Here is a 12,520-nt window from a genome sequence, read left to right as displayed (position 1 = left end):
TGGCCGACTCCTTCCAACCCTTCGGGCGATAAGCCGGTACGGTCGACGTGTGTCTGCGCAGCGGGCGAGGTCAGCGGTGGCGATAGCGCACCGCTCAATTCACCCCAATATCCCCGGTGTGCCCTGGTGGGCAGCGGTGCTGACCGCTGTGACCGCCACGGCCATCGGCTTCGCCTTCGATGCTGGATCGGGCAATAAACAGCTGACGAATGTCTTCGCGGGCTTATACCTGGCCGGCTGCGTAGCGGCCGTCCTGGCGGTCCAGCAGTCGGGGATCTTCACCGCTGTCGTCCAGCCACCGCTGATCTTGTTTTTCACCGTGCCCGGTGCGTACTGGCTGTTCCACGGAGCCAAAATTACCGGTGTCAAAGACATTGTGATCAACTGCGGCTACCCGCTGATCGAGCGCTTTCCGCTGATGCTGTTCACGTCGGCCGGCGTGTTGCTGATCGGGATAGCCCGCTGGTATCTCGGAATGGCACGGCGCAGGGCCAGCACTGCGAAGTCGTCGAGCGCCCAGACCGGGAAACCCGCCATTATCGCCACATTGGCCGCGATTTTCCGCCGCAGTTCCGAGGACAAAAGCGCGGCGGTCTCCCCGGGCCGCTCACATCGGGTCCACGCGGTCAGCCGCTCGTCGAGGGCGGCAGACCGGCGCCGCGGCGGTCGCGCTGCCCAGCGCGCCGCGCCGAGCCGCTCACGGCATACCCGACCGGCGATGGGCGACTCTGACGGGACCGACGACCGTGTCATACGCCGGCGTCCGACGTCCACCCGCGGTTTCGAGCCGTCCGCGGAGCCACCCGCGGCGACCCGCCGCTCCTGGCCGCGTGATTCTGACCTGCGGGCCCACCCGCTGCGGGAACGTCGCGATCCGCCCGTGCGCCAGGGTCGGCCCCGTCGCGGTCGCGTCGACCCGCATGTGCCCCGGGAATCGCCGGAGACCCATGAATCCCAGCTGCGTCGGCCGGCATCGGCCGGGGCGAATAGTGTGAACGCGACCCATCACCCGATTTCGCGGGTGCGCTATCGCGGATCGGCCCCCGAGGACGAGCCCGACACCCGGCCGCGGGACCGGTACCGGCCGCCACAACCGTCCACCGCCGAAACCTGGGAATACGACATCTGACCTCTCGCGAGTCCACGACAGCCCGGGAGGCCGGGGCCGGTCGATGTGACCGTCGTGGGTGTCACCGCCAGTCGGCGCGTCAGCGCCGGCCGGAGCGGATCTCTCGCGGCAACGCGAAGACCAACGTCTCATTGGCCGTCGTCACCGGCTGGACTACGTCATAGCCACAGCCGGCCAGCCGATCAAGCACACCGCGCACCAGCACCTCGGGAACCGACGCGCCAGAGGTGACACCGACTGTGGTGACACCCTCCAACCAGGCCGTGTCGATGTCGTCAGCACTATCAACCAGGTGGGCGGCTTGAGCGCCAGCACCCAACGCCACCTCGACCAGTCGCCTCGAGTTCGACGAATTCGAGGATCCGACAACGATCACCAGCTCACACTCCGGTGCCATCGCCTTGACCGCCACCTGGCGGTTTTGGGTCGCGTAGCAGATGTCGTCGCTGGGCGGGTCTTGCAGCTTGGGGAAACGCTGACGCAGCCGCTCCACGATGGTCATGGTCTCGTCGACACTGAGCGTGGTCTGCGAGAGCCAGACCACCTTGTTCTCGTCGCGAACGTGGACCTGGTCCACGGCCTCGGGGCCGTCAACGATCTGCACGTGTCCGGGGGCTTCCCCGGCGGTACCGATCACTTCCTCGTGACCCTGATGACCGATGAGCAAGATGTCGTAATCGTCTCGGGCGAAACGCTTGGCCTCGTTGTGCACCTTCGTGACCAGCGGGCAGGTGGCGTCGATGACCTGCAGCTTGCGCTCAGCGGCCGACGCGTGCACGCTGGGCGCCACGCCGTGCGCGGAGAACACGACGATGGCGCCCTCGGGAACCTCGTCGGTCTCGTCGACGAAAACCGCGCCGGCCTCAGCCAGGCTGTCCACCACGTGACGGTTGTGCACAATCTGGTGCCGCACGTACACCGGTGCGCCATGCTTTTCCAGCGCACGCTCAACGGTCTCGACCGCACGGTCCACGCCGGCGCAGTAACCCCGCGGTTCAGCCAGCAGCACCCTTTTGCCGGTGTTGATGCTGGCGACGGAACCGGATGCGCCGGGAATCCCCATATCGACGGTCGGCGGCATGGCACTGAGCCTACTTTCTGCTGACACAGGGCCGCCACCTCACACCGTCAGCTTGGACTTGACCGCCGCTTAAGGCAGTCTGGGACTCATGGCTACTGCACCATATGGGGTCCGGCTGCTGGTGGGAGCGGCGACAGTTGCCGTCGAAGAAACGATGAAGCTGCCGCGAACCATCCTGACGTACCCGATGACGCTGGCAAGCCAGGCCGCACATCTGGTGATGCGGTTCCAGCAGCACCTGGCGGAGCTGGCCATCAAAGGCGATGCGACCTTGGAGACACTATTCCCGCCGCGGGACGAGCAGCCGGAGTGGGCAACATTCGACGAAGATTTGAACCACGATGTGGCCGAGGCAGGTGAGAACCAGACGCCCGGCGCCGCAGGCACTGATCGCCGCACCGAGGGACGGTTTGCGCTGTATTCACTGACCGAAGGATCGGAAATCCCGCATGAGCCCGGCACCGTATCCACGCCCGCGGCCCAGACCTCGAAGCCACCAGCCGACCAGGCCGTGCCGGCTCCGCCGGTGGCGGCTGAGCTCAACTACGACACGCTGACGTTGGCTCAGCTCCGGGCCAGGTTGCATACGCTGGATGTCGAAGAACTCGAGGCTCTGCTGGCCTACGAGGAGGCCACCAGAGCCCGTGCCCCGTTCCAGACGTTGCTGGCCAACCGAATAACCCGCGCAACCGCGAAGTGAGCCGAGCCGCCCCGGCGAATTCGCCTGAAAACCCGTTCCCGGTACGCGCGGTGGCCGTCCGGATCGCAGGCTGGATCGACAAACTGGGCACCGTCTGGGTCGAGGGTCAGCTGGCCCAGATCACGATCCGCCCCGACTCCAAGACCGTATTCATGGTGCTGCGTGACCCGGCCGCCGACATGTCGCTGACCGTCACATGTTCGCGCGAGCTGGTCCTGGACGCGCCGGTCGAATTAACCGAAGGCACCCAGGTGGTGGTCTGCGGCAAACCCACGTTCTACACCGGACGCGGCACATTCTCGTTGCGGCTCAGCGATATTCGGCCAGTCGGTATCGGTGAGCTGTTGGCTCGCATCGAGCGGCTGCGGAGGCTGCTGGACGCTGAAGGGCTTTTCGACCCCAGGCTCAAACGGCCGATTCCATTTCTGCCCAACATGATCGGGCTGATCACCGGCCGAGGCAGCGCTGCCGAGCACGATGTGACGACAGTGGCCGCCGCACGCTGGCCGGCGGTGCGTTTCGCGGTGCGCAACACAGCTGTGCAGGGACCCCATGCCGTGCCGCAGATTGTCGACGCACTGCGTGACCTCGACACAGATCCGGATGTTGACGTGATCGTCTTGGCCCGCGGCGGGGGCAGCGTGGAAGACTTGCTGCCCTTTTCCGACGAGACGCTGTGCCGGGCCATCGCCGCCTGCCGAACACCGGTGGTCAGCGCGGTCGGTCACGAACCCGACAACCCGCTCTGCGACCTGGTTGCCGATCTGCGTGCCGCCACGCCCACCGATGCCGCAAAGACCATCGTCCCGGATACCGTCGCCGAACAGCTGTTAATCGACGATTTGCGGCGGCGCAGTGCACAAGCGCTGCGTAATTGGGTATCCCGCGAACAACGCGCGCTAGCCCAGTTACGCAGCCGGCCGGTCCTGGCCGATCCGCTGCGCGCATTGACCACACACGCCGAGGAGATACACCGTGCCCGGTCAGCGGTTCGTCGCGATATCAGCCGGCTCGTGGAGGCAGAGACCGAGCGGGTCAGCCATCTCGCCGCCCGGCTGGCTACCTTGGGCCCGGCGGCTACCCTCGCCCGCGGGTACGCCGTCGTGCAGACGGTCACGGCAGAGGGCCCGGCCTCGGTGCTGCGCTCGGTTGACAATGCTCCCGCCGGCACCCGGCTGCGGGTGCGGGTTTCCGATGGAGCGCTCACCGCGGTAAGTGAAGGACCCGCCGATGGGACATGACCAAACCGACTCCACGACTCCGATTAGTCAACTCGGTTACGAAGAATGCCGTGATCAACTCATCGAAGTCGTGCGCCTGCTCGAGCAGGGAGGGCTCGACCTCGAGACGTCGCTGAAACTGTGGGAGAGAGGCGAGAAGCTGGCAAGAAGATGCGAGGAGCACCTAGCTGGTGCCCGTCAGCGGATCGAGGATGTCCTCGCTGCCGAGGATACTGAGGACGCGTCGGCACCACGGTCGGGCGGAGCCGGCATGCCCGCACCGGGCATCGGCTCGCCAGCCAACACGCCCCCGCAGCCGGCTTAGGCGTCCAACCGGATGAACTGGTCGCGGCGGTACTGCTCCACACAGGCAGCACGCCGGATTTTGCCGCTCGTTGTGGTGGGAATCGATCCCGGCGGCACCAAAACGACATCCCCCACATTCAAACCGTGCACGTGAGATATTGCGGAGGTGACGTCGCTTTTGACGCAGCTGAGCCAGTGCATCACCTCCTCGTTGGAATCGCCTCGCTTCTTGAGTTCGATGATGGTGACCAGCTGCTCGGTGCTCTGGAGCCGGACCGATATCGCCGCGACCCGGCCACGGGTGATCTCGTGGACCGTCGCCTCGATGTCCTCCGGGTAGTGATTACGCCCGCGGATGATCAGCAGATCCTTGATGCGGCCGACAATGAACAGCGCATCCTCGAAAATGAAACCGAGATCGCCGGTTCTGAGCCAGGGCGCGTCAGGCGTTCCCGGTGCAGGATCGACGAGCGTTGCGCCGAAACAGCACTGCTCCTCCGGCGGTTTGCGCCAGTAGCCTTCGGCGACATTGTCACCATGGACCCAGATCTCGCCGACCAAGCTTGGCGGGCACTCGCGGTGCGTGTCGGCGTCGACGATCCGCAACGTGGGTGATTGCGGCACTGTGTATTTGACCAGTGCCGTGCCCTGCCCAGCCGCGCACCGTCGAGCGCGGCCCGAAGACAGCTCCCCGGCATCGAAGTGAACCGTTCCCGACGAACCGCTCCAGATGCCAGTCGCCACGAAGACAGTTGCCTCTGCCAGGCCATAGGACGGACGCACCATGTCTTCCCGAAAATTGAAGTGAGCAAACCGGTCGACGAAGCGTCGCACTGTGGCCGGCTCGACTCGTTCGGCGCCGCTGATGATGCCCAGCACGCCGCCGAGGTCGAGCCCGGCCAAGTCGTCATCAGTTGTTTTGCGGGCCGCCAAGTCAAAGGCGAAATTGGGTGCTGCCGACCACGCATGGGGGCTCGCGGCCAACGATCGTATCCACCTGGCGGGCTTCTCCAAAAACGACATCGGACCCGTCAACTCGGCGTGGTAGCCACTCAGGATCGGCGCGCAAACGCCCAGCATCAAACCCATATCATGGTAGAAGGGCAACCACGACACAATCGTCGTATCCGCCGGCGCTTTAACGTTGGAGTCCGCGAAGAAACAGCGCATCAGCTGGTCGAAATTCACCTGGAGATTGTGGTGCGAGATCATGACTCCGGTCGGCAGTCTGGTTGAACCTGAGCTGTACTGCAAATAGGCTGTGCTCGGCAAATCAACAGTGCCATCGCTGATTTCCAGATTGGCGTCCAGATTCATCGAATCGATTTCGACAATCTTCGGAACAGCATCCAGATGGGCTTGCTCAACATATTCCGCGATATCTTCGGCGACCGCGGAAGTCGTGAGAACAACTGCGGGCGACGTATCAGCAAGGACCAGACTTACACGTTCATGACTCGAGCCGCGGTGCGGCAACGGGAGCGGAACTGCTATCTGCCCGGCCTGCATCGATCCCAGGAATGCGGCAATGTAATCAAGGCTTTGGGGAGCCAGAATTACCGCCCTGTCTCCGACCGATCCATGACGGCCGAGCTCGTGTGCCACGTTCAGTGTGCGGCGGGATAACTGCGACCATGTGAGACTTTCGGAAACCCCCGCCCAATCGTCATCGTAATTGGTAAACGTGAATGCGACGTCGTGGGGCCGTAGGCTGGCGCGCGCGTGCAACATGGCAAGAATCGACGACTGAGCCATAGCCATCACAATACCGTACTATAAACTCTGCCAAACGATTTCGTGCTTTCGAAGGCCTATCGTCGCCGGCGCGGCGGCCCCGGCCCCGATGAGCGCATGGCTGAGTGTCAGTAGTGGTCGGCCTGTCGGGGTATCCGCAGGGCGATCACCGCCCCCAGACCTGCCGCCAAGACCAATCACAACCCGCCCATTCCCGGCGCAGTCGGTGTTGACGAGGCAGGCAAACGTGAAGACCATCCGGCGGCAGCAGCAAACGACGCTGTACGCCGGCGGTGGTCCAGAGGCCAACGGGAACACTTTCTTTGCGGCGCTGAGGCATTCGTAGTGTGAGTACCCGCGCGGAGGTCGAAGTCGGGCTGACAGATAAGCGCAGCAGCGCGCCGCAGATTTAAAACGCCAGCACCCCGCAGAGGCGTCGCTGTCGTCATCGGCTGTGCCGTGAGGCGGTCGTGATCGGACACCTCGGCTGTCCCGGTGTGTGTGATGCCGCTTGTATCGGCTGGGAAAACGCGCGGCACCGACACGACCGAAGTGATGGCCGGCCCGGCCTGTGGCAGCATACTTTGTCAGCCCTTACCCTGTGACAATACAGACAGGGCACCATTGAGGATTTGCGAAAAAGGGTCGGCGCCACCACCGAAAGTCGCCTGGGTGGCCGGCGCGGTGACGGCCGCGGGGTCGAAACCGTGCACGGGGTCCACTTGGATCGGCGCGGTCGCGGGATCGTCGTTTCGTGAATAGCCGGCGTTTACCCGGGGCGCCAATATTGCGTCGAGCTTATTCAGCGTGTCCTCGTCAATGCCGATGTAAGCCAACGGCATGACCAGCGGAAGGTGCTTTTCAGGGATTAAATACGTCGTCGTTGTCGCACCCTTGGAGTTAACCGTCGTTCTGATGTTTTGCGGCGGCACCATGTCTGGGTTGGTGAATGCCACCGCAGTGTGGCCCGTAGCGAGGCCCATAAGCGTGTTGGCGAGAGCGAACAGGTTGTCCGGCCGGTCGGGGAAGTCGGCGATCGAGTCGTAAGCGGAGACGAAAACCTTGGTGTCGTATTGGCTCTCGACCGGAGGTGGTATGCGATAGTCGAGTGCCGGAACAATGCTGCCCACCGGGAACATAGCGGTCAGGAAACTCTGCCCGAAGGCATGCCGCGCAACTGGGTCGCCGAACGTGGCGAAGCTCAGTTGATCTGGCGGTGGTGCGGTGGGATCGTTCGCGAGCCGCGCCTGCTCGGCCTCCAACACGAGTGAACCCTCGGAGAGGCCGATCGCGGTGCCGTGACCGCCGTGGCGGATGGCCGCATCGAGATTAGCGGCTCCCGCATCGACTGATTCGCCAACGCTGGGACCGTTTACGCCCAGGCCCGGGAAGAATTCATCAAGCCGACCGATGCCCGGGAACAGCCGTTCCAGCACATGGCCCTGAACCTGACCCGCCGGGTAGGGCACGATCTGTCGCTTCAGGCCGGGAAACCATTCAGCGCCTTCCCGGCGAATGTACTCGTCGTAGGGGATGCCCAAAACGTGAGCACCGCCCAGCGCGTAGGCCGTCCCGTCGGCTGATGTACCGGCCGGTGCCGCACCGGACGGCGTGTCGTCGGCCGACACAGACCCGGTACCAAAACATCCTGTGGCGCCGACAGTCACCAGCGCGGTAACTCCGGCGAGTAGTCTTTTCATCCCTGTCCTTGACTGCTCGGCGTCGTCTTGTAGTCTCACATACCTCACGTGCGGGCGCTAACCTGTGCTTATTCCGCCCGCCGCTCCGCCCGGCGACGGTGGCCTTGATCCGACATGCGCACCCGTGACGGCCACCAGTTCGCCCGCCCGACCAGGGCAGCAATGGCAGGCACGGTCATTGTGCGTACCACGAAGGTATCCAACAGAATACCGACACCGATCACAAAACCGCCCTGTACCACGGTGCTGATGCTGGAAAACAAGAGGCCGCACATCGAGGCAGCGAAGATCAAACCTGCTGCAGTGATCACGCCGCCCGTCGAACCCAGCGTGCGGATGACGCCGTAACGCATGCTGTGCACAGACTCATCCCGCATCCGGGAGATGAGCAGCATGTTGTAATCGGCTCCCACTGCGATCAACACGACGAACGCCAGGGGCGGCACACTCCAATGTAATTGCTGGCCGAGTATGAGTTGAAAGACCAGCGCACCGATGCCCACCGCTGACAAATAGGAAATGACCACGGTAGCAACCAGATACAGTGGCGCCACGATCGCTCGCAATAGGGCGACCAAGGTCAGTTGCACCACGACGAGGGTTACCGCGATGATGAACCGGATGTCGTGTTCGTAATAATCGCGTGTATCGCGCAGGCTCGCGGTGTATCCCGCTATCGACACCGTAGCGTCCGCTAACGTGGTGTTCGGCTGGGCTCCCCGAGCGGTCGCACTGATCGCGTTGACCTGATCCATCGCTGCGGTGCTGAACGGATTGAGTTTGGTTTGAACCAAGTACCGCGCGGAGTGGCCGTCGGGCGAAATGAAAACCCTGGCGGCCTTCTGAAACTCCGCGAGATGCAGCAGCTGGGCCGGGATGTTGAACCCGGCCATTGCCGGCCGCGCCGCGTCATGTTTCAGCGTCAGCAGAAACGTCGCTGCCTCACCGAGCTCAGCGCCGAGCTGTTTGACCTGCTCGACGAGTTGAGCCACCGCGTCAGCCACTTGTCGGCTTCCACCGGCGAAGCGGTCGGCACCATCTTGCAGACCGCTTAGGTTGGCCTGCAGGCCACCGGGCTGGTCCATCCCCATGGAATGCATCACCCTGGTGAGGTTGGTCAATGCGCCGCGTACCCGGTCCATCGACGCGTCGAGGGTCTTTTTGTCCGGCAACGACTGCAGTTGCCGAAGGAGATCGTTGATCGCGTCGAGGTCGCCCTGATCACGCACACCGATCAGCCGTTCAAAGTCCCCGCGGGTGGCGCTGCAGGTCTCGTCGGCATCGCAGACCGGGTTGCCGCGCAGCGCCGTCAGCACCGGGCCTATCCAGGCGAACATGTCCTTGCCGGCTGAAAAGTTCCAGCCCATGGCGTTGCTGAGGGAATTAACGTGGTCGACGAGCTTGGCTGCCGTGTCGACCTCCTTGACCAAGGTGTCGCCGCTGTACTGGGTTTTCATGGAGGAGACGGCGTCGAGCAGACTCTGAATGCTGGTCGCGAGCAGGTTGACTTGACCACGCACGTCGCTGAGGTTGTCGGCCAGGGTGCCGGCCCCTTCGACCAGCCGATTGAGGTCATTGGTGTGCTCGTTGATCAGGGTGGACCCGCCGGCCAGGAGGGTGCCAACGGCCCCCGCCTGGTAGGTGGCTCTGAATTCTTTCGGCACAGTTCCGGTCGGGCGCGTGATGCCGCTGACGGCAGCGATATTCGGCAATTGGCTAACTCGGTCCGCCATTTGCTCCAAGTCGGCAAAGGCCTGTGGTGTGCGGAGATCATGCGGTGATTGGACGAGGATGTACTCCGGAATAGACTCATTCACCGGAAAATGGCGTTCCAGCGCTGCGTAGCCAATGGAACTTGGAGCGGAGGGCCGCAAGGCCTTGCGATCGTCGTAGTTGTAACGCACCAAGAAAGCACAGCTGGCCAGCGTGATCAACACAAGCACGCTGGCAACCAGATGGATCACCGGCCGGCGCACGATGCGTATGCCTGAACGCCGCCAAAACCGAGCGGTCAGTTCGCGCCGCGGCTTAACCCAGCCGCGTGGCCCGGCGAGCACCAGAATAGCCGGCAGCAATGTCACCGCGGCGAGGAATGCCACGCCGATCCCGATCGCTGCCGACGCTCCAACCGTTTTGAACACGCCCATTTGAGCGAAGCTTATGACGAGAAAGGTAATACCGACGGTGGCTGCCGATGCGGCGATTACTTTTCCGATCGAAATCAGCGCTCTCTTGACCGCCTGATCGAAATCCGCACCTAACCGTCGATAGTCGTGATAGCGGCTAATGAGAAAGACCGTGTAATCCGTTCCGGCGCCGGCCATAATCGCGCTCAGAAAGACGATGGACTGGTTCGAGACGCCTGAGCCGCTCAGTTGGGAGTATGCCGCGACGGCCGCCTGGGCGATCACCAGGGAGACCCCGATCGTCAGCAGCGGCAGCACCATGGCGACCACGCTGCGATAAACCACCAGCAAGACGATCAGCACCAAAGCGGCAATCGCCACCTCAATCGGCGTCCGGTCACGATTACCCGCGACCGTCAGATCGGCAACGGTTGCCGCGGGACCGGTCAGATACGCCGTCAAGGGTGTTCCGGTGACTGCGTGTTTGACGATGTCACTGATGTGGTTGAAAGCGGCGTACGAGCGTGGAGTGCCCAACTCGCCGGCGACACCGACCGGCAACACCCAAGCTTTGTGATCCTCGCTGGTCAAGACCGAGCGCAAGGGCGGTGTGCTGAGGAAATCCTGCACCATCACGACGTCACGCGTGTCCCGGCGCAGCGCGTCCACGAGTTTGCGGTAAGCGGTTTCGTCGGCGGGGCCAAACCCTCTGTCGTTGGTCAGCACCACCAGCAGGAGGTCTTCTGAGCCGGATTCGTGAAACGCCTCGGTCATCTTTCGCGCGGCGACACTCGAGGGCGCATCGCTGGGCAAGATCGCGAGCGGATGCTTCTGGGCCATCTCGTCCAGGGGCGGACACGTTAATGGCAGTGCGACCGCGACCGCGGCCCACAGCCCGATGACTAACCAGGGCCACCGCACCACGAAATCTGCTAACCGTCGCATATTGCCCTCACCCCCGGTCGGCGCAGCGGGGTGCTCCCGCCGGCGCCGCTCGCCGGCGCCGTGTAGCCGCGCACTTTCGCGCTCTGCGCCATCGATTGCTCCAGGCTAGGCGACACGTCCCCAGTGCCCGCTGGCGGCGACCCGCACACACACGGACTTCATCGCCTCCATATACCGGGCGATAGATTTTTCGGCGATGGGGTTGTCGGGGTACATAACCGCCATTACGGTGCCCTCCCCGTACCGAAATATATAGATGGTCAGTTGATAGGAATACCGGCCATCCGAGTAGATTCCGATATTGTTCGCAAGGCCGAGGTCGGCCGCGGCGAGCACTGCGTTAAGCGGAGCAGCGCCGCCATGCAAGAAGTTCGACACCGGAAAGTTCGGTTGTGGCCATCTCAACCACGGCGCCAACTCCAATACGCGATAATACGGCACCTTCGCCAAGTCCAGACCCGAATCGAAAGACGCTTGCGCAGCCCACGCGGCCTCGCTGAAAGACGCCGCAGCTACTGGGACCGTGATCGGGATCAGGCCGGTAAACCAGCCTTGGGTCGAAAAATTGTCCGTGGTTCTGCGGGTATCCCTGGGAGTAAGTCCGTAATACGTGACAGCACCGGTAAACTCGTGCTCCACCAAAGCGATGCAGGCGAACAGGCCCCCGACAAAGCGCGCTCCCGCGGCTGCGCAGGCGGATTCGAATCGCTCCGTTTGTTCCGCATCCATCAAGACTTCGGAAGCTATGTCACTACCGCTCGGCTCCCACGGGTTGCCCAGCGGAAGAGGAAAGTCAGGAAAGCCGCCATTGTTGTTTTCGGCGAAGTCGATCCACGCACGCACTTCAGGCGAATCGAGGGTGAGCGTTGAGGTGTACTGGCGCTCGCGGGCACAGAAGTCGTCAAAACTGCCGGCCTGCGGAAGCACCAGGGGCTGACCGCCTCCGCTGAAGGCTGAATACATCGCGTTGGCCTCCAGCATCGTGGTGCCGATCAATGTCGCATCCCCGTGAACATGATCCATGGCGGCAAAGAAAGTGAAGTGCCCCTGGCTTTGAACGATCCCGAAGGTGAAGCAGCCCCACTCCAGCGGATTGGGTATGGCGATCACATGAGCGCGTATTTCCTCAACTGTCATGTCGCCGTAATGGATCGGCGCAAACTCAATAGCAGCAGGATCGGTGATGGTGTGCTTAATAAACTGGCCATTACCAGTGTGCTCGAACCAGCTACGGAACGTGTCATGCCGGCGCAGGTATGCGTTGACGGCGTGGTTCATGGCAGCGATATCACATCGGCCGGGTACTTCGCAGGTGGCGATGATTTGCCGCGAGAAGTCCAAACCCGCGGCTGTTCGTTCGTGATAGTTGCGAAGATGTTGGCCCTGCATGTAGCTGACCGGCACCGAACTGACCGGCGCTTGCCGGACTTTTTCCGCGGCCGCGGCCGTCGGGTGCCATGAGGTGACTGTGCCCGGGGTCAACGCCCAATCATCAAGCGAGCCGATCGTAATTTTCCCAATACGCAAAACTAGGTCCTCCTCGGCTGGAACGGCTCCGGCTCCGCCGCGCTGGCAGCGA

Annotated in this window: 8 protein-coding genes and 1 pseudogene; 4 read left to right on the top strand and 5 right to left on the bottom strand. The window is 63.1% G+C overall.

Annotated elements, in window-relative coordinates; translation table 11 throughout:
• The first annotated feature begins 49 nt into the window (after positions 1–49).
• On the top strand, positions 50–1,129 hold the full coding sequence (locus G6N08_RS11380) for a DUF6542 domain-containing protein (RefSeq protein ID WP_163757363.1): 1,080 nt from the start codon (positions 50–52) through the stop codon (positions 1,127–1,129).
• A 79-nt stretch (positions 1,130–1,208) separates the two neighbouring features.
• Here G6N08_RS11380 and G6N08_RS11375 read toward each other — a convergent pair whose 3' ends face one another.
• Positions 1,209–2,210, bottom strand: coding sequence for a 4-hydroxy-3-methylbut-2-enyl diphosphate reductase (locus G6N08_RS11375; protein ID WP_163757362.1), 1,002 nt, complete (start codon positions 2,208–2,210; stop codon positions 1,209–1,211).
• Positions 2,211–2,298: 88 nt separating this feature from the next.
• On the opposite strand from G6N08_RS11375, the gene G6N08_RS11370 reads away from it, so the two are divergent.
• From G6N08_RS11370 to G6N08_RS11360, 3 genes and pseudogenes are all read left to right on the top strand, one after another.
• The gene (locus tag G6N08_RS11370) at positions 2,299–2,910 is read left to right on the top strand and encodes a lipid droplet-associated protein (protein ID WP_163757361.1); all 612 of its coding nucleotides are present in this window, start codon (positions 2,299–2,301) and stop codon (positions 2,908–2,910) included.
• The gene (xseA, locus tag G6N08_RS11365) at positions 2,907–4,151 is read left to right on the top strand and encodes an exodeoxyribonuclease VII large subunit (RefSeq protein WP_163757360.1); all 1,245 of its coding nucleotides are present in this window, start codon (positions 2,907–2,909) and stop codon (positions 4,149–4,151) included. Before G6N08_RS11370 ends, xseA begins: the two co-directional genes overlap by 4 nt.
• Positions 4,141–4,371: pseudogene (locus G6N08_RS11360) on the top strand (exodeoxyribonuclease VII small subunit); the annotation flags it as partial. The gene xseA and the pseudogene G6N08_RS11360, both read left to right, overlap by 11 nt.
• 80 nt (positions 4,372–4,451) lie before the next feature.
• Here G6N08_RS11360 and G6N08_RS11355 read toward each other — a convergent pair.
• The 4 genes from G6N08_RS11355 to G6N08_RS11340 all read right to left on the bottom strand — a co-directional run bounded on the left by G6N08_RS11355 (position 4,452) and on the right by G6N08_RS11340 (position 12,468).
• Positions 4,452–6,191 carry an AMP-binding protein gene (locus tag G6N08_RS11355; RefSeq protein ID WP_163760488.1) on the bottom strand — a complete coding sequence of 580 codons (1,740 nt, stop codon included), beginning with the start codon at positions 6,189–6,191 and terminating at the stop codon, positions 4,452–4,454.
• Positions 6,192–6,757: 566 nt separating this feature from the next.
• Entirely contained in the window at positions 6,758–7,870 is a 1,113-nt protein-coding gene (gene pe / locus G6N08_RS11350) for an acyltransferase PE (RefSeq protein ID WP_163757358.1), read from the bottom strand.
• 68 nt (positions 7,871–7,938) lie between these two features.
• A complete protein-coding gene (locus G6N08_RS11345; protein ID WP_163757357.1) occupies positions 7,939–10,941 on the bottom strand; it encodes an MMPL/RND family transporter in 3,003 nt (1,000 codons plus the stop codon).
• Positions 10,942–11,046: 105 nt separating this feature from the next.
• Complete coding sequence (locus G6N08_RS11340) at positions 11,047–12,468, bottom strand: condensation domain-containing protein (RefSeq protein ID WP_163757355.1); 1,422 nt, start codon at positions 12,466–12,468, stop codon at positions 11,047–11,049.
• Positions 12,469–12,520: the final 52 nt, after the last annotated feature.

The sequence above is a fragment of the Mycobacterium botniense genome (assembly GCF_010723305.1).
GTDB lineage: Bacteria > Actinomycetota > Actinomycetes > Mycobacteriales > Mycobacteriaceae > Mycobacterium > Mycobacterium botniense.
The sequence above is the reverse complement of the archived record's forward strand: the minus strand, read 5'-3'. Positions and strand labels throughout refer to the sequence as shown.

What these genes read in the sequence shown, in the direction of transcription:
- pe (WP_163757358.1), bottom strand. Translation starts at nt 7,870, where the DNA reads ATGAAAAGACTACTCGCCGGAGTTACCGCGCTGGTGACTGTCGGCGCC.
- G6N08_RS11375 (WP_163757362.1), bottom strand. Translation starts at nt 2,210, where the DNA reads ATGCCGCCGACCGTCGATATGGGGATTCCCGGCGCATCCGGTTCCGTC.
- G6N08_RS11355 (WP_163760488.1), bottom strand. Translation starts at nt 6,191, where the DNA reads ATGGCTCAGTCGTCGATTCTTGCCATGTTGCACGCGCGCGCCAGCCTA.
- G6N08_RS11370 (WP_163757361.1), top strand. Translation starts at nt 2,299, where the DNA reads ATGGCTACTGCACCATATGGGGTCCGGCTGCTGGTGGGAGCGGCGACA.
- G6N08_RS11345 (WP_163757357.1), bottom strand. Translation starts at nt 10,941, where the DNA reads ATGCGACGGTTAGCAGATTTCGTGGTGCGGTGGCCCTGGTTAGTCATC.